The following is a 24,356-nucleotide window of genomic DNA, read 5'->3' as shown; positions in this document are numbered from 1 at the left end:
GCGGGTTCGATCTGCAGGCGATGCCGTCCGGAACGCGCTCTCCTCCGCGGGGGAGTGCCGCGCGGTGGCCGGATCGCCTGCAGATCGAACCGCCGTCGTCAGACCTCGACGCCCAGGCGGCGGCGCGCCTCGTCGAGCGTGCGCACCACCTGCACCGTCTCGTCCAGCGGGTGCACCGGCGACTCGGTGCGCCCCTCCGCCACGTACTGCGCGAGGTGCACGGCCTCCCAGGCGAGCCCCTCGCCGCCCTGCAAACCGGTCTCGTCGCGCCACGAGGCGCTCTCGGAGCCGCGGGTCAGGGTGACGCCGCTCGGCGTCCAGAACGACGGGTGCACGTCGATCCGCCCTTCGCTCCCCGCGACGCTCGCCGCGTGCAGAGTGTCGGCGAGCACGGTCGACGTCGCGACCGACTGGATCCCGTGGGCGTGCCGCCCGACGATGGTGGCCATCGCGTCCACTCCGGTCGAGGTCAGCGCGCCGGCGACGACGGTGCTCTGCGGCGCCCCGGCCACCATCGAGACGAAGGACGAGGCGTAGACGCCCACGTCGAGGAGTCCGCCGCCCGCGAGCGCCGGGTCGAAGATGCGGCTGGCCGGGTCGAACGCGAACGCCGCGCCGAAGTCGGCGGAGACCAGCGCCGGGGCGCCGACCGCGCCGTCCGCGAGGAGCTGTCGCACCACGTCCATCTGCGGCAGGTAGCGCATCCACATCGCCTCCATCGCGAAGACGCCGGCGTCGCGGGCCGCGTGCACGATCATCTCGGCCTCGCCCGCCGTGGTGGCGAACGGCTTCTCGATGAGGACGTGCTTGCCCGCCGCGATCGCGCGCAGGGCCTGGCGCGCGTGCTCCGAGTTCGGCGAGGCGATGTAGACGACGTCGACCTCGGGGTCGTTCACGACCGCGTCGGAGCCGACCGAGGCCCGCTCGACGCCGAAGCGCCGGGCGAACTCGTCGGCGCGCTCCTGCGAGCGCGAGCCGACCGCGACCACGCGCTGCCGGGTGTGCTTCTGCAGTGCCGCGACGAAGGTGCCGGCGATCGAGCCGGGGGCGAGGACTCCCCAGCGCAGCACCGGGGAGTCGAGGAGCGAGGGGAGCCGGGGCTCGGGAAGCGTCAGTGCCATCCCGCCACGCTATTCCCTCCTCCTGGGCGGCGCCGAGCCCCCACCGCGCAGGCCCGGAGCTGCTGAGTCGCCCGAGAAGGCTCGTTCTCGGCGTGGAGAACGAGCCCTCCCGGGCGACTCAGCGGGCTTCAGCGGAGTGCAGCGGGCCTCAGTCGACCGCGGTCATCGCTGCTCCGAAGCCGCGCAGCCGGGCGACCGTCAGGGTGCCGATCGGCTGCGGGGCGCCCTCCGGCGAGAGGACGAACGCGTTCCGTGCGACGTAGAGAGCGCCGTTCCGCAGCTCGATCGCCGCGGGCGAGACGACCGCGAGCCCGGTGATCGGCGTCGAGGTGCGCGGCAGGATCAGCGCCGCGCGTCCCGTGCCCTCCGGGCCGCCGAACAGCTCGGTCACCACGACGGTGCCGGTGACGCGGTCGACCGCGAGGCCGGTCGCGCTCAGCAGGCCGGTGGCCACCGTGCGGATCTCCCCGGTCGCCGGATTCACCCTCACCACGGAGCCGCGAGCGCCGAGGCTGGCGTCCTCCGGCCCGCCGGGCAGCGTCGACACGTAGAGCCAGCCGCCGGGGCCGACCTCGACATCGGTCGGCACGGGCTCGAACGAGTAGCGGTAGCCGGCCGTGCAGGCCGGGAAGCCGAAGGCCGCCGCCTGCTCCGCCGTGATCGTGATCGGCGCCGTGGGCGGCAGCACCGCCAGGGTCGAGACGACGCCGCTCGGCGTCACCTTCAGGATCGCGTTGCCGGCGGCGTCGGCGACGTAGACACCGGCGCTAGTCGCTGCCGACGCGTAGGGGTGCACGTCGATCCGGCCGGTGTAGGAGGCGGGGCCGGCGACGTCCGGGTCCACCTGGGCGGCGCACTCGGCGGGCAGGCCGAGGAAGCCGTAGCTGTTGCCCGCGTCGGGGTTCGCGCTCGCCTCGTACGCGCCGAGGTCGGCGAGGGTCGTCGGCGCTCCGCCGCCGGTCGGCACGGACCGCAGCAGCGCCTCGCCCTCCTCCTGGACGCCCTCGCTGTAGTAGACGGTGGAGCCGCGGACCGAGACGGCCCCGATCTCGGTTCCGGGCGCGCTGACCAGGGTCGAGGTCGCGCCGGAGGGAGCGACCTTCGTCAGCATCCCGGCGGAGTTCTGCGCGACGTAGGCGGTGCCGCCCGCGTCGACGGCGAAGCTGAGCGGCGAGACGAGTCCGGTCGCTCGATCGGTGACGGAGACGAAGGACAGCGGGGAGGGGGAGGCCTGGGCGACGGGGGCCGAGACGAGAGTCGTGACCGCGACGGCGGCGGCCGCGGTGAGGAGGAGGCGTTTGTTCACGAGGTGCTCCTTTGCACTCGGGGTGCGGGCAGAGCAGTGCTGCGGGTCGAACGATCCGCGGCTCCGACCGCGGCGACGGGAATCGCCGATGGGCACACCGTAGGACCGCGGTGGCCAGGAGTCCATGGGGCGGACCCCGTCACGCGGCAGACCCGCGTGGCGGCGCGGGTGTTCTGCGCAGGATCCTCCGCGCCCCTAGGGTGTGAGAGCCCGCGCCGCCGCGGGCGGAGGAGGCGTCATGCCGGAGTGGTACACCCTCGGCGTCGTCGCCCTGGTCATCGTCGTGGTCGTCGTCGCGATCGTCCGCTTCCGCTTCAACCCGGTGCTCGCGCTCGCCGTGGGCGCGGCGGCCATCGGGCTGCTCACCGGGCTCGGTCCCGTCGACACCGTCTCGACGATGACCCGCGGCTTCGGCGAGGTGATGATGGAGGCGGGCCTCCTCATCGGCTGGGGCGTCCTGATCGGCGCGATGCTCAACGAGATGGGCGCCGTCGTCCGCCTCGTCGAGGGGCTGCTGCGGGTCTTCGGCAAGCGCGGCATCCCGTACGCGCTCGGGCTGTCCTTCGCCACCTATCTGCAGACGATCTTCGTCGACGCCCTGATCGTCATCGCGGCGCCGCTCGCCCGGAGGATCGCGCCGCGGCTCGGCCCCGCCGGCACGGGGATCGTCGCCGTCACCTTCGCCGTCGGCCTCGAGATGGGCATCGTGATGATGGTGCCGGGCTTCGCGGCCGTGGCGCTCGCCGGGCTGCTCGGCGTGCCGCTCGGCGTGATGCTGCTGGGCGGCTTCGTGGTGGTCGCGCCGACCGTCGTGGTCACGATCCTGCTCATGTCGCTCGCCTTCCGCCTGGGCTTCTGGGATCCGGCGCGCGACGAGCAGCTCGTCGTGCGCGACGAGACCGCCGGGCTCGCGACGGTGCCGGCGGGGGAGCGGGCCGGGAGCGAGGCGGTCGGCGGATCCGGCTCGGAGGGATCCGGGCGGTCCTCGAGGGGCGGGTCCGCTCCGTCCGCCGACGCCGGCGACACCGCCGACGCACGCGACGCCGACGCCCCGCGTGAGCGCCCGCTGTTGCTGCTGCTGTTCGCCCCGATGCTCCTCGCGCTGCTGCTCATCGCCGCGCAGGCCGTGCTCTCGGTCGCGGGCGCGGAGGTGCCGGTGCTGCAGTTCCTCGGCGACCCGGTGATCGCGCTGCTGCTCGCCGTGATCGCGACCGGCCTCGTCGGCCGCTCCGTCGTCGGGACTCCGCGGATGGAGAAGGCGGTCGCCAAGGGCTTCCAGGACGGCGGGCAGATCTTCCTGCTCACCGGCGTCGGCGGCGCGCTCGCGGCGGTGATCGCGGAGGGCGACCTCGGCGAGCTGCTCAAGGGCTACTTCTCGGCGAACGCCGCCGCGCCGCTGCTGCTGGTCTGGCTGATGGCGGCCGTGCTGCACATCGCCGTCGGCTCGGTCACCCTCTCGGCGATCACCGCCGCGGGCGTCGTGGCCCCGGTCGCCGCGACCCTCGGACTCGATCCGCTGCTGATCGCGCTCGCCGCCGGCTCCGGCGCGCTGTTCTGCATCCACGTCACCTCGAACACCTTCTGGCTGCTGCAGAGCTTCCTCGGCCAGTCGGTCCGCGGCGCCCTCAAGTCGGTGACGGTCGGCGTCTCCCTCGCCTCCGTCCTCGCCCTCGGCATGGTCCTCCTCCTCTCGCTCTTCCTCTGATCCCCGCCCGGGCTGATCCCCGCCGCGAGATGCCACTTGTGCACGCCTTTCACGGCGTGTCGCGTGCACAAGTGGCATCTCGCGGCGGGGGCCGGGCGTGACACGTGCCGGAAACACGGGTGGCCTAGGTTCCTGAGAGGGTTCACACGTTGCTCCGAGGTCGATGACGCAGGAGCGAGCGCGGAGCCTCGTCCGCGCCGACCTCCGACACGAAAGATCTCCGCTTGAGAACACGCACCGCCCTGACCTCCGGCTGCGCGGCCCTCGCGCTCGCCGCCGGCGGTCTGCTGATCGCGCCCGCCGCGACAGCGACCACCACCGCGACACCGACCGCCGCCGCACCCTCCGCCTTCGAGCGGGTGGACCTCGTCCGCCCCGCCTCCGCGCCGATCACCGAGCCCGCGAGCTACCCCTACCGGGAAGCCCTCACCGAGGTCGCGGTCGACCCGACCGACGCCTCGCTGACCCGCGGCGTCACGCCGTACGACCAGATCGCGCCGGCCCTGAACGACCTGGCCGCCCGCTCCGACCGCGTCTCGACCCAGGTGGTCGGGAAGTCGGGCCTCGGCCGCGACATCTACCTGGTCACCGTCACCGCTCCCGAGACCGCCGCCGAGACCGCGCGGCAGGCCGAGTGGCGCGACCGCCTGAAGAACGAGCCGGAGGCGGCCGCCGCCGACGCCGAGCTGATGGCCGAGTACAAGGTGCCGACCTGGTTCAACGGCAACATCCACGGCAACGAGTGGGAGGGATCCGACGCGATCCTGAACTACATCGAGAAGGTCGCCACCGCCGAGGACGCCGAGACCGAGGCGCTCCTCGAGGGCAACCGTCTCTACTTCACCGTCACCAACAACCCCGACGGCCGGGCCCTCGGCCAGCGCGCCGTCGCGGCCGGCTACGACCCCAACCGCGACATGATCACCGGCGCGACCAACGAGGCAGCCGTCATCCGCGACCTCTCCAGCGTCCTGCAGCCGACCTACTTCATCGACATCCACGGCTACACCGGCATCCTCCAGGTCGAGCCCTGCGGCCCGCCGCACGGCGAGAACTACGAGTACGACCTGTTCCTGCCGCACGCCTACGCGACCGCGCTCGAGATCGAGCGCCGCGTCGTCGAGGCGGACGTGCCCGGCAACACCTACAAGGCCGCCGACGGCAGCGTCACGACCGAGAACACCGGCCAGATCCTGATCCCCTACCGCGACATCCGCGCGGGCTGGGACGACTGGCCTCCGATCTTCGCGCCGCAGTACGTCGCCTTCCAGGGCGCGATCACCAACACGGTCGAGCTGCCGCTGGGCCGCACGGCCAACGAGACGCCCGAGGAGATCGCCGAGGGCCAGGCCAACGCGGACATCGACATCGAGGTCGCCGGGATCGTCATGGACGCCTCGGTCGACTACATCGAGGCCAATCGCGACGCGCTGCTGAGCAACCAGGTGCAGATCTTCGAGCGCGGCGTCACCGGCGCCCCCGCCGTCGAGATCCCCGCCGACGTCGCCCCGTCGGACCTGCCCGCCGGCACGCCGACCGAGTGGACCGAGATCTGGGACGAGACCGACGTTTACACGACCGAGTACCCCCGCGCCTACGTCATCCCCGCCGGTGACGCACAGCGCTCCTCGTCCGACGCCGAGACCCTCGTCGCGCAGCTGCTCGCGCACGGCGTCGAGGTCGATCGCACGACCACGGCGATGACCGCGGGCGGCACGACCTACGCCGCCGGCTCCTACGTCGTGGACATGCACCAGCCCGTCCGCGGCCTCGCGAACGTGCTGCTCGCCGACGGCACCGACATCTCCGACCGCGTGCCCGAGATGTACGACGTCTCGGCCTGGAGCCTCTCGCTGCTCTGGGGCGCCGACGTGATCCCGGTCGGCTCCACGCTCGACCCGATGCCCGCCGTCGAGCTCGAGCCCGTCACCGCCGTCGCCCCGAGCGGCAGCGTCCCCGCCGACGCCGGCTACCTCGCCTTCGAGCCGCGCGGCGTGCTCGAGTACCAGGCGGTGAACGCGCTCCTGGGCGCCGGAGTCGCACTCGAGCAGTTCGCCGACGGCACGATCGCCCTCCGCGCCGACGCCGACGGCCTCGCCGCCGCGAAGGCCGCCGCCGCCGAGTTCGGCGTCGACTTCACGGCCACCACGGCCGAGCGGATCGAGGACGAGGACGGCACCGCGCTGTCGGCCGTCCGCGTCGCCTACTCCGGCTCGCACGAGGACCGCGACGCGCTGGCCAAGCTCGGCTTCGCCGACGCGGTCGCCGTCACGGCGGACACGCTCGCCTCGGGCGAGACCGTCCTGACCGACGCCGACGTGCTGCTCCTCGGCCGCGCGCTGTCCTTCACCCCGGAGCAGGCCGCGGGCCGCACCGCCGTCGAGGAGTTCCTCGCGGCGGGCGGCGACGTGGTCGGCCGCGGCGGAGCGGGAGCGGCCTTCGCGACCGACTTCGGTCTCGCCGCACTGACCGCGCGGACCGGCACCAGCGGCTCGAACGGCATCGTCTCGGTCGAGACCCCGACCGACGGGATCCTCGGCGACTACCCGCAGGACACCGCCTTCGTCTCGCCGGCGCTCTGGTTCGAGGGCTTCGACGCGTCCGTGACGGTGGAGCAGAGCTACGCCGCCGAGGACACCTTCGTGGCCGGGCACTGGGTCGCGTCCGAGGGGCAGTCCCGGAGCGACGCGGCCGGGCAGGCCTCGGCCGTCTCGTTCGCGACGGCGTCGGGCACCGAGGGCTTCCTCTTCGGCACCTCGCCGGTCTTCCGCAACCACCCGGTCGGCGCGTTCAGCGACGTCGCCCGGGCGCTGCTCGCCGTGGCGCCCGAGGGTGCGGCCGTCGAGCTGCCGGGGACCCCGGAGCCGACGGCGACGCCGACCGCGACTCCGGAGCCGACTGCTACTCCTGAGCCGACCGCGACTCCTGAGCCGACTGCGACCCCGGAGCCGACCGCGACTCCTGAGCCGACCGCGACTCCTGAGCCGACTGCGACCCCGGAGCCGACGGTGACCCCGGAGCCCTCCGCGACTCCTGAGCCGACCGCGACCGCCACGCCGACGGCCGCGCCCACCGCGGCTCCGGAGCCGACCGCCACGGCGACCGCGGCTCCCGTCGCGAAGCCGGGCACCGGCGGCCTCGCGTCGACCGGCGTCGAGACCGGCCCCTGGCTGCTGCTCTCGGGAGGTGCGCTCGTGCTCGGTCTCGGCGCCCTGCTGATCGCCCGCGGCCGCCGCGAGGTCGAGGAGGCGTAGCCTCCGCTGCGGGAGGGCCGGCGAGCACGATCCGCCGGCCCTCCCGCCTCGCCCTCCCCGCATCACATGCACCACCGCACCGACGCACCACCGCACCCGCACCACCGAGGAGTCCCGATGCAGCCCCGTACCGCCCGCACCCTCGGGATCGTCCTCGCCGTCCTCGGTCTCGTCGCCGTGATCGTCGCGATCGTCCTCCTGGTCCGCCCGGCCGACGGCGCCGGAGCCCCGACCTCCACCCCGGTCGCCCCCTCCGCTTCGGCCGCCGCCTCTGCGTCGACCGGACCCACCGAGACCGCGGCCACCGGGCCCGCGACGCAGGCGACCACCCCCGCCACCGGCGCCTCCGCGGCCGCCTCCCCGACCGAGGGCGTCGTCGCCTCGGCCGCTCCCGGCGCCGCCACCGCCGCGGCCGCCGTCCTCTCCTTCACCGCCTCGCCCGCGACGATCGACTGCGCCGGCGACCGCACCGCCTCCGTCCCCGTCGCGCTCTCCTGGCAGACCGAGGGCGGCGTCTCCGCCCGCCTCGCCGTCGGCACCACCGACGCGCAGTCCGGCACCCCCGTTGACCTCAGCGCGACCGGCTACTCCGCCCTCTCCGTCCCCTGCCGTGACGCCGAGACCCTGATCACCCTCGCCGTCGAGTCCCCCGACGGAACCCTCACGCAACGCACCCTCGTCCTCCCCACAGACTGACCCCCGACCTCCTCCCCGCCGCGAGATGCCACTTGTGCACGCGACACGCCGAGGAAAGCGTGCACAAGTGGCATCTCGCGGAGACGGCCGGACGCGCCCGCACGGCAGAATGGAGACGATGACCTCCACCCCGCCTCCGCTCGGCCTGCTCCTCGACGTCGACGGCCCGATCGCCAGCCCGATCAGCCGCACGATCGCCATCGACTCGATCGCCGACGACCTCGTCGCGCTCGCGAACGCCGGCATCCCGCTCGTCTTCAACACCGGCCGCTCCGACGCGTTCCTGCGCGAGCGCGTGCTGCCGCCGCTCCTCGAGCGCGGCGTCTCGGCCGACGCGCGGATCGTCTGCGTCTGCGAGAAGGGCGCCGTCTGGTTCACCGTCGACTACCGCGGCACCTCCGAGCCGATCGTCGACGAGTCGCTCGCGATCCCGGAGGCGGTCGCCCGCGACCTCGAGCGGATGATCCGCGAGGACTACGACGACCTGGTCTTCTTCGACGAGACCAAGCGCGCGATGGTCTCGGCCGAGCAGCTCGTCGACCTCTCCAGCGAGGACTACCTCGAGCGCCAGCTCGTCTTCGACGCCGACGCCCTGCAGATCATGACCGCGGCCGGCCTCGGCGTCGAGCGCCGCGGCATCCGCTACCCGAACGACACCGGCGCCGTCGAGTACCGCATCGACCCGACCGTGATCTCCACCGACATCGAGTCCAACCGCCTCGGCAAGGACCTCGGCGCCCAGCGCGCCGTCGAGCTGCTCGGCGCCACCGGCCCGATCCCGCAGCGCTGGCGCACGGTCGGCGACTCCCGCAGCGACTACGCCATGGCCGACTGGCTCGCCGAGCACGCCTACGACGTCGCCCACGTGGACGTCCGCCCCGCGGAGGGCGTCCCGGACAAGCCGTACCCGATCCTCGTGGTCGACGGCGCGATCAACGACGAGGCCGGCGCCGCCGTGCTGCGCCGCTGGACCGAGCTCGTCGCCGACGAGACGACGCCCGAGGTCGGCGACGGCATCTCCCTCCACGTCTCGGACTGATCCGCCAGCCCTCGTCCGCAGGCCCGCGGCCCGTTAGCGTTCGAGGCATGAGAATCGCAGTCACCGGTGGATCCGGGAAACTCGGCCGCAGCGTCGTCACCCGTCTCCGCGAGTCCGGCCACGACGTCTTCGTCCTCGATCGCGCGGGAACGCGCGGCGAGGGCGTCATCAGCATCGACATCACCGACTACGGGCAGGTCGTCGACGCCCTGCAGGCCGTGGGCGACCGCTACGAGGGGATCGACGCGGTCGTGCACCTCGCGGCCGTCCCGGCGCCGGGCATCGTCCCGGACATCGCGACCTTCCAGAACAACATGTCGTCGACCTTCAACGTCTTCCACGCGGCGATCCGCGCGGGCATCCGCAGCATCGTCTACGCGTCCAGCGAGACCGTGCTCGGCCTGCCGTTCGACGTGCCGCCGCCCTACATCCCCGTCGACGAGAAGTACCCGGCCCGCCCGGAGTCGGTCTACTCGCTCACCAAGCACCTCGAGGAGCAGCTCGCGATCGAGCTCTGCCGCTGGCACGAGGACCTGACCATCATCGGCCTGCGCTTCTCCAACGTGATGAACGAGGAGGACTACGCCGAGTTCCCGTCCTTCGACGCCGACGCGACGCTGCGCAAGTGGAACCTCTGGGGCTACATCGACGGCCGCGACGGCGCCCAGGCGGTCGAGAAGGCCCTCGCGCACCGCGAGCCCGGCTTCGACCGCTTCATCATCGCCGCGGCCGACACCGTGATGACCCGCCCGAACGACGAGCTGGTCGCCGAGGTCTTCCCCGGCGTCGAGGTGCGCGGCGAGCTCGGCGTGAACGACACGCTGCTCTCGATCGACCACGCCCGCGAGGTCCTCGGCTACGCCCCCGAGCACTCCTGGCGCGACTCGCAGTAGCCACCACCCGCCTCCGCGCCGTTCCGGCTCGCGAAACATCCTCCGGCTCGCAGGAATCCACGGATCCCGCGAGCCGGAGCCGTTTCCGCGAGCCGAAGCTGCGCCCGGCCGAGCTCGGGCTCGCGGAAGGGTGTCCGGCTCGCTGGAGTCCGCGGTTTCTGCGTGCCGGAGGTGATCCCGCGTGCCGGAGGTGCGGTGTGGGGAGCTTGGGCTCGTGGATCGGTGTCCGGCTCGCTGGAGTCCGCGGTTTCTGCGTGCCGGAGGTGATCCCGCGTGCCGGAGGTGTGGTGTGGGGAGCTTCGGCTCGTGGATCGGTGTCCGGCTCGCTGGAACCCGCGGTTTCCGCGTGCCGAGGGTGCTTCCGCGTGCCGGAGGTGCGGTGCGGGGTGCTTTGGCTCGTGGAAGGGTGTCCGGCTCGCTGGAGTCCGCGGTTTCCGCGTGCCGAGGGCGGTCCCGCGTGCCGGAGGTCTCCCACAGGAGCTCCGGCACGTGGAGACGCCTCCGGCTCGCGGGGATCCGAGGATCCCGCGAGCCGGAGGCGTGAGGTCGAGCCGGAGGTGCCGGCTCAGCAGCCGAGGGTCAGCTGGGGATGTAGTTGAACTCGTCCGGGTTCGGGCCGGTGCGCTCGTCGCGGTTGAGCGCGGAGATCGCCGTCATCGACTCGTCGTCCAGCTCGAAGTCGAAGAGGGCGAAGTTCTCCTCCACGCGCTTGCGGGTGACCGACTTCGGGAAGACGATGTCGCCGCGCTGGATGTGCCAGCGCAGGACGACCTGCGCGGGGGAGCGGTCGACGCTGTGCGCGATGCGCACGATCGCCTCGTCGTCCAGGACCTTGCCCTGCGCGATCGGCGACCAGGCCTCGGTCGCGATGCCGTGCTCGACGCCGTAGGCGCGGAGCTCCTCCTGCGTGAGGAAGGGGTGCACCTCGATCTGGTTCACGGCCGGGACGATCGTCGCCTCGGCGCGGAGCCGGTTGAGGTGGTTGGTCTGGAAGTTGGAGACGCCGATCGCCTTCGCCTTGCCGCTGCGGTAGATCTCCTCCATCGCCTTCCAGGTCTCCAGGTAGTCGCCGACCTTCGGCAGCGGCCAGTGGATGAGGAAGAGGTCGACGTAGTCGAACTTCAGCTCGGCGAGGGTGTCGTCGATCGCCTGCAGAGCGTCCTCGCGGGCGTGGAAGCCGTTGTTGAGCTTCGAGGTGACGAAGACCTCGGAGCGGTCGAGGCCGGAGGCGCGCACGGCCTCGCCGACGCCGGCCTCGTTGCCGTACATCTCGGCGGTGTCGATGTGGCGGTAGCCGACCTCGAGGGCGGCGAGCGTGGCGTCCTTGGTCTCGGCGGGGTCGATCTGGAAGACACCGAAGCCCAGCTGCGGGATCTCGACTCCGTTGTTGAGGGTGATCGTGGGGACAGTGTTCGCGTCCGTGCTCATACTCGAGCGTCCTTTCGTCCGGGGATCGGCCGCATCGGAGAGCTTGCGGCCGGAGTACAGTCCACGCCCCGGGGCCTCCCAGGTGCAAGGCCTTGCGCCGCCGGCGAACATCGGCGGTCGTCCGGCGCCATCGGACGCTCGGGGAACGACGAAGGCCCCCGGCACGGATGCCGGGGGCCTTCGGGGGTCGCGTGACTACGCGCGGGACTTGCGGCCGGTGATCGCGCCGTAGATCAGCAGGACGATGATGGCGCCGACGACAGCGAGGATGATGCTGACGAGGTTGAAGCCCATCGGGTCGTCGCGCCCGAAGAGCGCGCCGCCGATGAATCCTCCGAGGAGGGCGCCGACGATGCCGAGGATGATGGTGATGATCCATCCGCCGCCCTGCTTGCCGGGCAGGATGAGCTTTGCGAGTGCGCCGGCGATGAGGCCGAGAACGATCCAACCGATGATGCCCATGATGTGTCTCCTTCGTAGTGTGCTCGACCGGCCGTTCCGGTGCGAGCGTCAACGCCTGTCGTGAAGGCGTCCTTGCAGATGATGTCGATCAGCGGAGTGAGCGCTGCACCTTCGCGCGTGCCTTGTCGGCGACCGCGGTGAAGTGCTTCGCCTCGCGCTTCGAGGTCTTCTTGAGCTTCTTGCGCGTCTTCTTCGTGGCCGGGTCGTTCCACACACCGAGTGCGAGATGGCGGAGCTCTTCGTAGCGTCCGCGGCCGGCGCGGGCGCCGAAGACGTACGCGGCGAGGGCGACGAGCGCCAGCAGGACGAGGCGGGGATTCATGCGGTGACCCTTCCATCGGAGAGAGCACAGGGTCGTGCTCGGCCCCCATTCCACTCTCCTGCGGATGCCGTGACAATTCAGGCCCGGACCGTTGACAACGGCCTCGCGGATCTGCTTGCGCCCGCGCGTTGTAGCAGAGGTGGCTGCGCTCGCGGGAGCGTCAGTGCACCGGAGCGTCCGCGAACCGGTCGTGCAGGTAGGGCCCGTAGCCGCCGTCCACGCGGTTGCGGCGGCGTCCCGAGGTGGTCACCTCGCCGCGGTCGGTCGCTCCCACCCGGGCGCCGGCGGCGTGCAGCCGCTCGACCAGCAGGACGTCCTCGTGCAACAGCTCACCGCCGAACCCGCCCGCCGCCAGGTAGGCGCTCGCGCGCACGCCGAGGTTCGCGCCGTGGATGCTGCCGATCGACTCCTCCCGCTCGCGGGTGCGCTGCCAGCGGCCGTACATCTCCGGCGAGAGATCGGACGGGTCGGGCCGGACCGTGCCCACCAGCGCGTCGTGATGGCGGGCGTGCTCGACGTGCTCGAGCAGCCACTCCTCCGGAACGACCGTGTCGGCGTCGGTGTTCGCGAGCCAGACCCGGTCGTCCGGGACGGAGCCGGGGACGGAGCCGAGGGCGTGCGCGATCCCGGCCGCCCGCGCCGCGCCGACTCCGCAGCGCTCGAGCTCGAGGACCTCGGCGCCCGCGGCCCGCGCACGCTCCACGGTCGCGTCCGTGCAGCCGTCGGCCACGACGATCAGCCGGACCGCGACGTCAGGGGCGGTCGTGGTGAGGTGCGCGGCGCTCCGGAGGATCGACGCGACGGTGGCGCCGATCCGCTCCTCCTCGTCGTGGGCCGGCACGACCACCAGCAGCTCCTCGATCCGGGTCACAGCAGCCCCGTCCGCCGGGCGACCGAGCGGCCGTCGCGCGAGTGGACCTCGAGCAGGAGGTCCTCCTCCTCGTGCCGGGCGATCCGGTGCAGGCCGAGACCGGCGACGGCGCTCTGGACAGCGTCGCCGTCGAGCTCGAGGCCGTCGATCGGGTGCCGCCAGTGCACGGTGACGAGCTCGCCGGAGGCGGAGAGCCGGTCGCGCACCCCGTGCAGCGTGCGCTCGAGCGTCTCGCGCCCCAGGTAGTAGCCGACCTCGGAGAGCACGATCAGGTCGAACGGACCCTCCGGAACCCCGCGGGTGATGTCGTGGTGCTCGACCCGCACGTGCGCGAGCGGCGCGAGCCGGCGGGCGGCCCGCTCCACGGCGGCCGCGGAGACGTCGATCGCCAGCAGGCGCTCGGCCCGCGCGGCGAGGGCCTCGGCCAGCACGCCGATCGAGGAGCCGATCTCGAGGACGAAGTCGTAGCGGCGCTCGGGCAGGCTCGCGAGGGTGAGGGCGCGCTTGCGCTCCTCGTACCAGCGGCTCGTGTACCCCCAGGGGTCCTCGTGACGCTCGTACAGCTCGTCGAAGTAGCTCATCCCCGTGTCCTCGTCGCCGGGGCCGCGCCCGTCCGTCCCCCCGAGCCTAGGCAGGATCGGCGCTTCTCTCCGCCACTTGTCGGTCGGATCGCCGTGCGCCGGCTCCGGTCGGGCCATCAGCACACCCGGATCAGGCGGTCGTCGCCGGCGAAGGCCCGGACGAAGCGCGGGTGGAGGACCGGGGCGATCCCGCCCGGTCCCGGCGCGGTCTGGCTCGGATAGCGCTCGCGGGCGCGGGCCTTCCGCTCCCGCAGGTCCTCGTCGGCCTCGACGCGGACGAGCGCCGGCCACGGCACTTCGGCATCCGCCGGCGCGGCCCAGTGCCAGAGCCAGATCGGCGCTGCGAGCAGCGGGTGGCCGAGGGTCTCGGCCGCCTCGGCGCAGACCTCGCCGACGACGCGGTGGTCGCGGTGGCCGTCGCCGGTCCAGGTGGAGAGCAGGAGGACCCGGCCGGGCGCGGCGGCGGCGCGGGCGAGCACCTCCGCGAGGATCCGGTCGCGGTGCTCGGGAGTGCCGGAGTCGGGGACGTCGAGGAAGGCGAGGCCGATCCCGGGGCCGAGCTCGTCGAGCGCGGCGCGGGCCTCGGCGCGGCGCTCGGCGACGAGGGCGGCGGCCGCCCCGGGGGAGGAGGCGCCGTGCGCCGCGCCGCCGTCCGTCACGATCGCGACGTCCACGGGGACGCCGAGGCGGCGGGCCAGGGCGATCGTGCCGCCGCAGCCGAGCGTCTCGTCGTCGGCGTGCGCGACCACGACGAGCACGCGGTCGACGGCGAGGAGTGCGTCCTCCGGAAGGACCGGCAGCCGGTCGAGCCGCCCGTCCTCGCGCCAGCGCTCGACCGGGGTGCCCTCGAGGTGACCGTCGAACTCGATGACGCGGCTCACCACTCCTCCGTCTCGCCGCTGGCGAGGACCGCGCGGCCCAGGGCCGCGTCGTCGCGCTCGGCGTGGTGCTGGCGGACGTAGAGGGCGAGGTCGGCGACCCGCTTCGCGTGCTCCGCGTCGAGGGCCAGCGGAGCCGGTCCGAGCGCGCGGCCGGCGCGCAGCAGGATCTCCTCCACGGCGCTCGCGACCGTGCCGCGGACCCGCTTGGCCAGCAGTGCGCCGCGGGCGCCCTCGGCCTCGCCCGCGTCGATCAGCGCCGAGGCCTCGTCGAGCGCCCGGCGTCCGGCGGACAGAGCGGTGTCCACCGCGCCGAGGTGCGCGAGCAGGTGCGGGTCCTCGCGGCGGGCGGCCGCCCGGGCCAGCGTCGCGGCGACGCCCCGGGCCCCGCCGAGCCAGCAGGCGGCCACGCCGATCCCGCCCCAGCCGAAGCCGGGTCGCGAGAGGTACCAGCCGGGAGCGCCGACCTCCTGGGCCCGCGCACCGGCGAAGCGCACCGGCCCGCTCGGGATCTCGGTCAGGCCGCGGGGGTGCCAGGCGTTCTCCTCCGGGGTCGCGGTGCCGTCGCCGAGGCGCACCGCGAAGAGCCGGCGCTCGCCGGCGCCGTCGCCGACGTGCGCCGTGATCAGCGCCGCGTCCAGGCGGCCCGCCAGCGAGCACCAGGGCTTCACGCCGTCCAGTCGCCAGGCGTCGCCCTCGGGAGTCGCGACGAGCGGCTCGTCGCCGCCCTCCGCCGCGAAGACGCCCCAGACCGCGTCGTCCTGGACACCGACGTCCGCGGCGGACAGGCCCGCCTCGCCGAGGATCGCGAGCGCGTCGAGGTGCGGCTCGATCGCGCGGGCGACGCCGAGATCGTGCCGGGCCAGGCGCTCGAGCAGGCCGTGCAGCTCGGCGGTGCGGCCGGTGCCGGGCCGCGGCGGGTCGGCGGAGAGGGTGCGGGCGAGGGTCAGAGCGCCGTCGACGTCGCCGGGAAGGGAGGGAGGAGCGAGCGGTTCCATCCCCCTGGACGCTACGCGGTCGGCGCCGCGCCCGCCCCGGATTGTCCAGCGGAGGGCTCGGTGGTAGCGCCGCGCATGTCCAGGGCGGTGATGCGGCGCAGGAGCACGGCGAAGAGCTCGACGTCGCCCGCCTCCCAGCGGCGCAGCTCCTCGTGCATCAGCGCCTGGCGGGAGCTGCGGATCGCCCGCATCCGCTCGGCGGTCTCCGGCGGCACCGAGAGGATCGTCGCGCGGCCGTCGTCGGGATCGGGGGAGCGCTGCAGCAGACCGAGGCGGTCCAGCGCCGAGATCTGCCGGCTGATCGAGGACTTGTCCGTCTCGAGCAGCTCGGCGAGGGCGCCCGAGTGCATCGGGCCGCGCCGCTCCAGGGTGGCGAGCGTCCGGTACCCGGCGGTGCTGAGGTCGGGATGCAGGCGCTCGGCGGCGGAGCGCATCGCGTCGCGCACCCGGTTGAAGAGGGTGCTCAGCTCGCCCTCGACGGCGGCGATCGCGGCGTCGGTCGTGCTTTCGGTCGCGCCCTCGGTCGCGCGGTCGCCTTCGGCGTGCCCGCCGGGCTCGGGGTCGGGAGGGGAGGACGGGCCGGTCATCCCTCCAGCATCCCGTGTCGATCCGACTTGCGCACGGCCCCGTCCACGTCGTACGCTTCCCGAAGCCAAAGACCGCCGGTTTCCGGTGTGCGCACGAGCAGGGCCCAGGCCCCGCGGATCGCCACCGGACGAAGGATTCGCGAAGCGAATGGCCCGCGCAGGTGTGCAAGAGATGTGTTCCGCGTTCATCGCGTTCCCCAGGCTCCCGCGCTCCTGCGCCGGAGCCTTTTTCTTTGCGTGCCTTCGGGCTACCGGCACGAGAATTCACAGGAGTAGCCATGGCGAACAAGGAAGCCTCGGTCGCCGAACTCACGGAGAAGTTCCAGAGTTCGACCGCCGTTCTGCTGACCGAGTACCGCGGTCTCACTGTTGCTCAGCTCAAGACGCTGCGCAAGGACATCAGTGAGCACGCGACCTATGCCGTGGTGAAGAACACGCTGACCAAGATCGCGGCGAACAACGCCGGGATCTCGTCCTTCGACGCCGAGCTCGCTGGCCCTTCGGCCATCGCGTTCGTGCACGGCGACCCCGTCGCCGTCGCGAAGTCGCTGCGTGCCTTCGCCAAGGCAAACCCTCTCCTCGTGGTCAAGGGCGGTTACTTCGACGGTAACCCGCTGACCGCGGAAGAGGTGGGAAAGCTCGCCGACCTCGAGTCCCGTGAAGTGCTGCTCGGCAAGCTCGCCGGCGCCTTCAAGGCCTCGCTCTTCGGTGCCGCTTACCTGTTCCAGGCGCCGCTGTCCAAGGCCGTTCGCACGGTCGAGGCACTGCGCGAGAAGCAGGAGTCCGCGAGCTGACGCTTCCCTCCGGGAGGCAGTGCGCACGCGGTTCGTAGACAAGAAACAACAAGGAGAAAAATCATGGCAAAGCTCACGCAGGACGAGCTCATCGAGGCCTTCAAGGAGCTCACGCTCATCGAGCTCTCTGAGTTCGTGAAGAAGTTCGAAGAGGTCTTCGAGGTCACCGCCGCCGCGCCCGTCGCCGCCGCTGGTGTCGCCGGCCCGGCCGCCCCGGCCGAAGAGGTCGAGGAGCAGACCGAGTTCGACGTCGTGCTCGAGGCCGCCGGCGAGAAGAAGATCCAGGTCATCAAGGAGGTCCGCGCGCTCACGAGCCTCGGCCTCGGCGAGGCGAAGGCTGTCGTCGACGGCGCCCCCAAGGCTGTCCTCGAGGCCGTCAACAAGGAGACCGCCGAGAAGGCCAAGGCCCAGCTCGAGGCCGCCGGCGCGACCGTCACCGTCAAGTAATCCCCTCGCACCCGTCAGGGTGCACGGGTCCTCCCTCGGGCGGGCCCACCGGCGCAGGGCGTCGTCTCCTCGGAGGCGGCGCCCTTCGTCGTTCCCGCTCGTCGTCCTTCTGTCCTCCCCGCGCTGTCGTCGCGGCCCCGGCGTCCCCGACCGGGGGTGATCGGCCTCCCCGGTGCCGCGCGACGCAGCCTCTAGAATCGGCGGGTGACTGCTATCGATCCGCTCGCAGGCCTGCCGGCCCGCGACGTGCCGCCCAGCGAGGTCTCGCTGAGCGAGCTGCTGAGCGACTTCGTCTCGGTGACGCACCGGATCACCCGCCTCGCGGCGCAGGCCACCGACAACCAGGAGTCGCAGGCGGTCTGGCGCACGCTGTCGGTGCTGCTGTCGATGGGGCCGATGCGCCTGGGCGAGCTGGCGACCCAGAGCCGCGTCTCGCAGCCCACGATGACCAAGATCGTGAAGAACCTCGTCGAGGCCGGCTGGCTCGACCGCATCGCCGACCCGGCCGACGCGCGGGCCTGGCAGATCCGCCTCGCCCCCGACGGCGCCGCCGCGCTCACCGCGTGGCGCACCCAGCTGGGCGACGCCCTCACGCCGATCTTCGCCGACCTCCGCCCCGAGGACCGCCGCGTCCTCGAGCGCGCCGTCGAGATCATGCACGAGCGCCTCGTCGTCGCCCCCCGCGACTGACCCCGGCGCGCCCTCGCGCGCACATGCTGGTCGAGTAGCCCCGCAGGGGCGTATCGAGACCCGCGGTCGTCAGCAGTGTGTGCCGGCGGTGGGCGATCTCGATACGCCCGCTGCGCGGGCTACTCGATCAGCAGGGAGGGCCGCGCCGCTCCGGGCCGGGTCGGCCGGGGGTGCAGGATGAGCGGGTGCAGATGCGACTCGAACTCGTCCCCGTGCCCGTCTCCGACGTCGATCGGGCGCTGGCGTTCTATGCGGACGTCGTCGGCTTCCACGTCGACCACGACGTCCGGCCCTCGCCGTCGATGCGGGTCGTCCAGCTGACACCGCCCGGCTCCTCCTGCTCGATCGTGATCGGCTCCGGGATGGGGCCCGGACCCGAGGCCGGCGTCGTCCGCGGGCTGCACCTCGTCGTCGACGACATCGATGCCGCCCGTGCCGAGCTGGTCGGGCGCGGTCTCGAGCTGTCGGACGTGCAGGACATGGGCGGCGTGAAGTACGCCCACTTCGCCGATCCCGACGGCAACACCTGGTCCCTCCAGGAGATCGGCTCCCGCACTCCGCCCGCCTGAGCGACGGCGCTCGCCTCCATGCTGGTCGAGTAGCCCCGGAGGGGCGTATCGAGACCCGCGGTCGTCAGTACGGCGGGTCTGCAGACTCCTGTTCTGATGCTGGGGGATCTCGATACGCCCGCTGCGCGGGCTACTCGATCAGCATGAAGCCGCAGGGCGCGGCCGCCTCGGCTCAGTCCTCGGGCCAGCGGACGCGGGCGCCCGAGTCCGGGTGCTTGCGGAGCCAGGCCGCGACGAAGGGGCAGCGGGGGACGACCGTGCCGCCCGCCTCGGTCACCGCGAGGACCGCGGCGCGGGCGAGCACGCTGCCGAGGCCGTGGCCCTCCCAGGCGTCGTCGACGACGGTGTGGGTCAGCACGACCTCGTCGCCGTGGCGGACGTAGGCCGCGAAGCCGGCCGTCTCGCCGCCGATGGAGATCTCGAAGCGGGAGCGCTCGGGCGCATCGCGGACGACGGGGGAGGGGGACTCGGAGTCGCTCATGCTCCGATTCTCGCGCCCCGCGGCGCCGACGTGCTGGTGCGGATGACGAGCGAGGCGGGGATGGTCGTGTGCCGGGCGGGCGGCGGCGCCTCGCCCCGGGCGATCGCGGCCAGCGCCTCCAGCACGAGGGCGACGGCGAGCTCGCCCTGCTGCCGCGGGTCCTGCCGGATCGAGCTCAGGCCGAACAGCTCGGCCAGCGGGTGGTCGTCGATCCCGATGATCGAGACGTCCTCCGGCACCGAGAGCCCGAGCTCGCGCGCGGCGAGGATGATCCCGATCCCGATCTCGTCGGAGGCGGCGAAGATCGCGGTCGGCCGGGTCCGCGGATCGCCCAGCACCTGACGTCCGGCCCGGTGCCCGCCGGGGATGTCGAACCGGGTCGGCACGAAGTGGCCGGCCTCGCGCTCGAGTCCCGCCGCAGCGAGGGCCTGCGAGAAGCCCTCGTGGCGCTTGGTGTGCACGTGGAAGTCCATCTCCTCCTCCGCCAGTCCGCCGATGTGGACGATGCGCTCGTGGCCGAGGGAGAGCAGGTGCTCCGTGGCGAGCCGGGCCGCGGCGACGTCGTCGATGCTGAAGGTCGGGATGCCGGGGAGCGAGCCGCCGATCCCGACGATCGGCTTGCCCAGGGCGAGCAGCGCCTCCGTCTCGTCCGGCGAGATCTCGAGGGTCACGGCGACGATCGCGTCGACGCGCTTGCGGACGAGGTAGTACTCGAAGACGCTGCGGCGCGCGTCGTGGTGCTTGTCGATGTTGTAGAGGAGCAGGTCGTAGCCGGCGGCGAGCAGGGCCCGCTCGATGCCCTCGATGATCCCGCCGAAGAACCACTGGTTGATCACCGGGATGATCACCGCGACGTTGTTGCTGCGCCCGGTGACGAGGCTCGAGGCGTTGGCCGAGACGACGTAGCCGAGGCTCGACGCGGCGTGCTCGACCCGCTGCTTCGTCCCGGCGGAGACGTAGCCGCGGCCGCTGAGGGCGCGCGAGACGGTAGCCTTCGACACTCCCGCGAGCTCGGCGACCTCTTCGATGCCTGGCACGGCGTTCCTCCCGGACCGTCCGGCGTCGGTGCTGGAAACGGTTCCAGAAAGTTATACCCCGCGCGCGGGGTGGCCGGAGCATCGAGATCGATCTCCAGCCGACCACCGGCCCGGATTCTCGCGGTTCGTCGCCGGATCGTTATCTCAGAGAGCGCTCTATCACCGTCGTTGTGCTTTCATCGATCTTGTGGAAAGGTTTCCCTCCGTGGAGGCCCGAGCCACACGAACCCGGTGTTCCGCTCGGAGAGTCTCCGCACGGAACCACCAACAGCATCCGAGTCGTCGCAGCACCTGCTTCGAGTCGCCTCAGCCCGCCGGCCCGCCGGACGGCACCGGCCCTCGGCTGAACCACCACTCAATGAGGAGGAACCATGCGGTCATCCCTGCACCGCCGTATCACCCTTCCCGTCGCCGTTCTCGCAGCGGCCGGGATCGCCCTCGCCGGCTGCTCGAGCAGCAGCGACCCGAACGACCCGAACGCGGGCGGCGGCAGCTCCGCCGGCACCGTGGGCACCGCCGACGGCGTCGTCAACATCTACGGCACCATCAACGGCGACGAGGCCACCCTTCTCGAGCAGTCCTGGGCGGACTGGGAGAAGGAGTCGGGCATCGACATCAAGTACACCGGCGACAAGGAGTTCGAGAAGCAGATCGGCATCAAGGTCCAGGGTGGCGACACCCCCGACCTCGCGATCTTCCCGCAGCCGGGTCTGCTCGCCGACACCGTCGCCTCCGGCAAGGTCCAGGAGCTGCCCGAGGGCGCCCTGACCAACGTCCAGAACAACTGGTCCGAGGACTGGCAGAAGTACGGCCAGGTCGACGGCACCCAGTACGGCGCGCCGCTGATGGCCTCCGTCAAGGGCTACATCTGGTACTCGCCGAAGAAGTTCGCCGAGTGGGGCGTCTCCGTTCCCACCACCTGGGACGAGATGGAGGCGCTGGGCAAGACCATCGCCGAGAAGACCGGCGGACCGTCCTGGTGCGCGGGCTTCAACTCCGGTGAGGCGTCCGGCTGGCCGGGCACCGACTGGATCGAGGACGCGGTCCTCCGCGAGGCCGGCCCCGACGTGTACGACTCCTGGGTCGCGGGCGACACCCCGTTCACTGACCCCGAGATCAAGGCGGCCTTCGACAAGGTCGGCTCGATCCTCCTCGACCCGACGCTGGTCAACGCCGGCTACGGCGACGTCTCCTCGATCAACTCGACCGCCTTCGGCGACGTCGCGCAGAACGTCGCCAACGGCACCTGCGCGCTGACCCACCAGGCCTCGTTCTTCGAGGGCTTCCTGATCTCGGCCGGCGCCAACGTGGCCGAGGACGGCGACGTCTGGGCCTTCCTCACCCCGCCGGCCGAGGCGGGCGACGCCCAGGCCGTCACCGGTGGTGGCGAGATGGTCGCCGCGTTCTCGAACGACGAGGACACCGCGAAGGTCCAGGAGTACCTGGCCAGCGCCGACTGGGCCAACAGCCGCGTCAAGCTCGGTGGCGTCATCTCGGCGAACACCGGCCTCGACGCCGCCAACGCCGGCAGCGACATCCTGAAGGACTCCATCGGAATCCTCCAGGACCCGGAGACCACCTTCCGCTTCGACGGCTCGGACCTCATGCCGAAGTCCGTCGGCGCCGACAGCTTCTGGAAGGGCATGGTCGACTGGATCGACGGCTCGAGCACCGATCAGGTCCTCGAGGAGATCCAGGCCGGCTACACCTCCTAGCAGTGGCGGAGAGGGCCGTCGCTCCGCGGAGCGGCGGCCCTCGACCGATGCCCGTCCGGCCGGATCGCACCCGCGGTCCGGCCGGACCGGGCCTCACCAGAGTTCAGAGTCGCACTCGAAAGGGCGTCCATGTCCGGCTTCTTCCAGTGGCTGGCGAGCATCCCCCCGCTCGCGCAGATCCCCATCATCCTTCTGGCGTTCGCGGCGGTCGTCGCGATCATCCTCTTCTTCGTCGAGATCGCCCCGCGGCGCGGCACCGGCTACACGATCCTCCGCCTCGCCGTCACGGTCCTCCTCCCGGTGGTCCTCCTCCTCGCGTTCGGCCTCTACAACTCGGTGATGTGGGTCGCGGTCGTCGCGGCGGTCATCGGCGGCATCCTCTTCCTGCTCGACTTCCGGTCCCGCAAAGGCGCGGGCTACGGACTGCAGCTGATCGCGTTCATGGCTCCGGCCGCCTTCTTCATCCTGATCGGCCTGATCTACCCGACGATCACGACCGCGCTGAACGCCTTCATGAAGAACGACGGCTCCGGATTCGCCGGTCTCGACAACTTCATCTGGGTCTTCACCAGCCCGGACGGTGTGACCGCCTTCCTCAACACCGTGGTCTGGGTGCTCCTCGCCCCCATCACCGCCACCGCGATCGGCCTGGCCTACGCGGTGTTCATCGACAAGAGCCGCGGCGAGAAGTTCTTCAAGCTGCTGGTCTTCATGCCGATGGCGATCTCGTTCGTCGGCGCGTCGATCATCTTCAAGTTCTTCTACGACACCCGCCAGGGCGAGCAGATCGGTGTCCTCAACGGCATCCTCACCGCGTTCGGCGGCTCGCCCGTCGACTGGCTGGGCCTCGAGCCGTGGAACACCCTGTTCCTCGTCGTCGTGCTGATCTGGACCCAGGCCGGCTTCGCGATGACGGTCCTCTCGGCCGCCATCAAGGGCGTCCCGTCCGAGCAGCTGGAAGCGGCGTCGCTGGACGGCACCAACGCGTGGCAGTCGTTCTGGAACGTCGTCGTCCCGGGCATCCGCTCCTCGATCGTGGTCGTGCTGACCACGATCTCGATCGCGTCGCTGAAGGTCTTCGACATCGTCTCGGCGATGACCGGCGGCCGCTCCGACACCACCGTCCTCGCCTTCGAGATGGTGCGCCAGTTCCAGCTCGGCGCCCGCAGCGGCTACAGCGCGGCCCTCGCGGTCATCCTGTTCCTGCTCGTGCTCCCGATCGTCGTCTACAACGCCCGCCAGCTCGCCAAGCAGAGGGAGATCCGATGAGCGTCACGCCCACTCCGATCCAGGTTCCGGTCGACCGCAGCACCGAGCGCGCGCTCGCCCGCGGCGAGTCGAAGATCGAGGCGGCCAGCGGCAAGGTCCGCAAGGCGACGACCTCGCGCGGAGCGACCCTCGCGGCCGCGATCATCGCCGCGATCTGGACCATCCCGACCCTCGGGCTGTTCATCTCGTCGTTCCGCCCCGCGAACGACATCAAGACGACCGGCTGGTGGACGATCTTCGCCAACCCCGGCTTCACCCTCGACAACTACGCGAACGCGCTCAACTCCGGCGACAGCCTGACGCTGGGCAAGGCGTTCGTGAACTCGCTGGTCATCACGCTGCCCGCGGCGCTGATCCCGATCACGATCGCCAGCCTCGCGGCCTACGCCTTCGCGTGGATCGACTTCAAGGGCCGCAACACGCTCTTCGTGCTCGTGTTCTCGCTCCAGATCGTGCCGATCCAGATGGCCCTCGTGCCGCTGCTGCAGCTGTTCTCGGACGGCCTGCGCATCGGCAACCTCTACATCCTCCCCGGGCTCGGGGTGAACGGGTTGGACGGCTCGTACGCGAAGGTGTGGATCGCGCACACGATCTTCGCGCTCCCGCTGGCGATCTTCATGCTGCACAACTTCATCTCGGAGATCCCCGGCGAGGTCATCGAGGCGGCGCGCGTGGACGGAGCCGGCCACGGCCAGATCTTCTTCCGCATCGTGCTGCCGCTGTCGGTCCCGGCGATCGCCTCGTTCGGCATCTTCCAGTTCCTCTGGGTCTGGAACGACCTGCTGGTCGCGACGGTCTTCACCTCCGGGCAGGGGCTGCCGATCACGAAGGCGCTGCAGGACCTCTCGGGCTCGTACGGCCAGTCGTGGGAGCTCCTCACGGCCGGCGCGTTCATCTCGATCATCGTCCCGCTGATCGTGTTCTTCGCCCTCCAGCGCTTCTTCGTCCGCGGCCTGCTGGCTGGCGCGACCAAGGGCTAGCGGTCCGCGGCACCGCCGTCTGCGGCGTTGTCGTCGTCGGCGGTAGCTCCGCTACAGCTCTCCTCCTCCGCCTTGCAGCCGACGGCGCCGCGAACCGCTAGCGAGTGCGAGGGAAGGCCCGGGTCCTGCTCACGCAGGGCCCGGGCCTTCCGTCGTTTCCGGCTCGTCGGTGCGGGGGTGCCCCCATGCTGATCGAGTAGCCCGCGAAGCGGGCCGCGCATGCTGATCGAGTA

The 24,356-nt window shown here is 72.0% G+C and carries 24 protein-coding genes; 12 read left to right on the top strand and 12 right to left on the bottom strand.

Annotated elements, in window-relative coordinates:
- Positions 1 to 98: 98 nt before the first annotated feature.
- Positions 99 to 1,121 (bottom strand): Gfo/Idh/MocA family oxidoreductase, encoded by a 1,023-nt coding sequence (locus EDF35_RS17815; protein WP_133963302.1) that lies wholly within the window; start codon positions 1,119 to 1,121, stop codon positions 99 to 101.
- Positions 1,122 to 1,269: 148 nt separating this feature from the next.
- Complete coding sequence (locus EDF35_RS17810; protein ID WP_166674158.1) at positions 1,270 to 2,427, bottom strand: ScyD/ScyE family protein; 1,158 nt, start codon at positions 2,425 to 2,427, stop codon at positions 1,270 to 1,272.
- Positions 2,428 to 2,665: 238 nt separating this feature from the next.
- Between EDF35_RS17810 and EDF35_RS17805 the strand changes: the two genes are divergently transcribed.
- From EDF35_RS17805 to EDF35_RS17785, 5 genes are all read left to right on the top strand, one after another.
- On the top strand, positions 2,666 to 4,132 hold the full coding sequence (locus EDF35_RS17805; protein WP_133963300.1) for an SLC13 family permease: 1,467 nt from the start codon (positions 2,666 to 2,668) through the stop codon (positions 4,130 to 4,132).
- Positions 4,133 to 4,356: 224 nt separating this feature from the next.
- Positions 4,357 to 7,386 carry a M14 family zinc carboxypeptidase gene (locus EDF35_RS17800; RefSeq protein ID WP_133963299.1) on the top strand — a complete coding sequence of 1,010 codons (3,030 nt, stop codon included), beginning with the start codon at positions 4,357 to 4,359 and terminating at the stop codon, positions 7,384 to 7,386.
- Positions 7,387 to 7,503: 117 nt separating this feature from the next.
- The gene (locus tag EDF35_RS17795; protein WP_133963298.1) at positions 7,504 to 8,082 is read left to right on the top strand and encodes a hypothetical protein; all 579 of its coding nucleotides are present in this window, start codon (positions 7,504 to 7,506) and stop codon (positions 8,080 to 8,082) included.
- A 118-nt stretch (positions 8,083 to 8,200) separates the two neighbouring features.
- Positions 8,201 to 9,121, top strand: a complete 921-nt coding sequence (locus EDF35_RS17790; protein WP_185038907.1) for a hypothetical protein — start codon at positions 8,201 to 8,203, stop codon at positions 9,119 to 9,121.
- Between the two features lie 47 nt (positions 9,122 to 9,168).
- On the top strand, positions 9,169 to 10,014 hold the full coding sequence (locus tag EDF35_RS17785; RefSeq protein WP_133963297.1) for an NAD(P)-dependent oxidoreductase: 846 nt from the start codon (positions 9,169 to 9,171) through the stop codon (positions 10,012 to 10,014).
- A gap of 579 nt (positions 10,015 to 10,593) precedes the next feature.
- Here EDF35_RS17785 and EDF35_RS17780 read toward each other — a convergent pair.
- The 8 genes from EDF35_RS17780 to EDF35_RS17745 all read right to left on the bottom strand — a co-directional run bounded on the left by EDF35_RS17780 (position 10,594) and on the right by EDF35_RS17745 (position 16,141).
- Positions 10,594 to 11,442 (bottom strand): aldo/keto reductase, encoded by an 849-nt coding sequence (locus EDF35_RS17780; RefSeq protein WP_123447799.1) that lies wholly within the window; start codon positions 11,440 to 11,442, stop codon positions 10,594 to 10,596.
- Between the two features lie 195 nt (positions 11,443 to 11,637).
- On the bottom strand, positions 11,638 to 11,904 hold the full coding sequence (locus EDF35_RS17775) for a GlsB/YeaQ/YmgE family stress response membrane protein (protein ID WP_056041656.1): 267 nt from the start codon (positions 11,902 to 11,904) through the stop codon (positions 11,638 to 11,640).
- 88 nt (positions 11,905 to 11,992) lie between these two features.
- Positions 11,993 to 12,226, bottom strand: a complete 234-nt coding sequence (locus tag EDF35_RS17770) for a YtxH domain-containing protein (RefSeq protein ID WP_123447798.1) — start codon at positions 12,224 to 12,226, stop codon at positions 11,993 to 11,995.
- A 160-nt stretch (positions 12,227 to 12,386) separates the two neighbouring features.
- A complete protein-coding gene (locus EDF35_RS17765; protein ID WP_133963296.1) occupies positions 12,387 to 13,097 on the bottom strand; it encodes a glycosyltransferase in 711 nt (236 codons plus the stop codon).
- Positions 13,094 to 13,678, bottom strand: a complete 585-nt coding sequence (locus EDF35_RS17760; RefSeq protein WP_133963295.1) for an SAM-dependent methyltransferase — start codon at positions 13,676 to 13,678, stop codon at positions 13,094 to 13,096. The genes EDF35_RS17765 and EDF35_RS17760 overlap by 4 nt, the downstream gene beginning before the upstream one ends.
- A gap of 116 nt (positions 13,679 to 13,794) precedes the next feature.
- Positions 13,795 to 14,559, bottom strand: coding sequence for a PIG-L family deacetylase (locus tag EDF35_RS17755; RefSeq protein ID WP_166674157.1), 765 nt, complete (start codon positions 14,557 to 14,559; stop codon positions 13,795 to 13,797).
- Complete coding sequence (locus tag EDF35_RS17750) at positions 14,556 to 15,554, bottom strand: acyl-CoA/acyl-ACP dehydrogenase (RefSeq protein WP_133963293.1); 999 nt, start codon at positions 15,552 to 15,554, stop codon at positions 14,556 to 14,558. Before EDF35_RS17750 ends, EDF35_RS17755 begins: the two co-directional genes overlap by 4 nt.
- An 11-nt stretch (positions 15,555 to 15,565) precedes the next feature.
- Positions 15,566 to 16,141, bottom strand: a complete 576-nt coding sequence (locus EDF35_RS17745) for a MarR family winged helix-turn-helix transcriptional regulator (protein WP_166674156.1) — start codon at positions 16,139 to 16,141, stop codon at positions 15,566 to 15,568.
- A 278-nt stretch (positions 16,142 to 16,419) separates the two neighbouring features.
- Between EDF35_RS17745 and rplJ the strand changes: the two genes are divergently transcribed.
- The 4 genes from rplJ to EDF35_RS17725 all read left to right on the top strand — a co-directional run bounded on the left by rplJ (position 16,420) and on the right by EDF35_RS17725 (position 18,641).
- Positions 16,420 to 16,935 (top strand): 50S ribosomal protein L10, encoded by a 516-nt coding sequence (gene rplJ / locus EDF35_RS17740; RefSeq protein WP_123447792.1) that lies wholly within the window; start codon positions 16,420 to 16,422, stop codon positions 16,933 to 16,935.
- Between the two features lie 63 nt (positions 16,936 to 16,998).
- Entirely contained in the window at positions 16,999 to 17,382 is a 384-nt protein-coding gene (gene rplL, locus EDF35_RS17735; protein WP_055791021.1) for a 50S ribosomal protein L7/L12, read from the top strand.
- A 204-nt stretch (positions 17,383 to 17,586) separates the two neighbouring features.
- A complete protein-coding gene (locus EDF35_RS17730; RefSeq protein WP_243840047.1) occupies positions 17,587 to 18,072 on the top strand; it encodes a MarR family winged helix-turn-helix transcriptional regulator in 486 nt (161 codons plus the stop codon).
- 185 nt (positions 18,073 to 18,257) lie between these two features.
- On the top strand, positions 18,258 to 18,641 hold the full coding sequence (locus EDF35_RS17725) for a VOC family protein (RefSeq protein ID WP_243646336.1): 384 nt from the start codon (positions 18,258 to 18,260) through the stop codon (positions 18,639 to 18,641).
- Between the two features lie 172 nt (positions 18,642 to 18,813).
- Here the strand turns inward: EDF35_RS17725 and EDF35_RS17720 are convergent, their stop codons facing one another.
- Together EDF35_RS17720 and EDF35_RS17715 are read right to left on the bottom strand one after the other, a co-directional pair.
- Entirely contained in the window at positions 18,814 to 19,122 is a 309-nt protein-coding gene (locus EDF35_RS17720; RefSeq protein WP_133963291.1) for a GNAT family N-acetyltransferase, read from the bottom strand.
- Complete coding sequence (locus tag EDF35_RS17715; protein WP_123705269.1) at positions 19,119 to 20,159, bottom strand: LacI family DNA-binding transcriptional regulator; 1,041 nt, start codon at positions 20,157 to 20,159, stop codon at positions 19,119 to 19,121. Before EDF35_RS17715 ends, EDF35_RS17720 begins: the two co-directional genes overlap by 4 nt.
- A gap of 371 nt (positions 20,160 to 20,530) precedes the next feature.
- On the opposite strand from EDF35_RS17715, the gene EDF35_RS17710 reads away from it, so the two are divergent.
- The 3 genes from EDF35_RS17710 (at position 20,531) to EDF35_RS17700 (ending at position 24,123) form a co-directional block, all read left to right on the top strand.
- Positions 20,531 to 21,874, top strand: coding sequence for an ABC transporter substrate-binding protein (locus EDF35_RS17710; protein ID WP_123447789.1), 1,344 nt, complete (start codon positions 20,531 to 20,533; stop codon positions 21,872 to 21,874).
- A gap of 129 nt (positions 21,875 to 22,003) precedes the next feature.
- Positions 22,004 to 23,143, top strand: coding sequence for a sugar ABC transporter permease (locus tag EDF35_RS17705; protein WP_123705268.1), 1,140 nt, complete (start codon positions 22,004 to 22,006; stop codon positions 23,141 to 23,143).
- The gene (locus EDF35_RS17700; protein WP_123447787.1) at positions 23,140 to 24,123 is read left to right on the top strand and encodes a carbohydrate ABC transporter permease; all 984 of its coding nucleotides are present in this window, start codon (positions 23,140 to 23,142) and stop codon (positions 24,121 to 24,123) included. The genes EDF35_RS17705 and EDF35_RS17700 overlap by 4 nt, the downstream gene beginning before the upstream one ends.
- The last annotated feature ends 233 nt before the right edge of the window (positions 24,124 to 24,356 follow it).

This window comes from Rathayibacter sp. PhB151, assembly GCF_004366415.1.
In the GTDB taxonomy this organism is placed as follows: Bacteria; Actinomycetota; Actinomycetes; order Actinomycetales; family Microbacteriaceae; genus Rathayibacter; species Rathayibacter festucae.
Note: the sequence above shows the minus strand (reverse complement) of the source record. Positions and strands in the feature narration are given on the sequence as shown.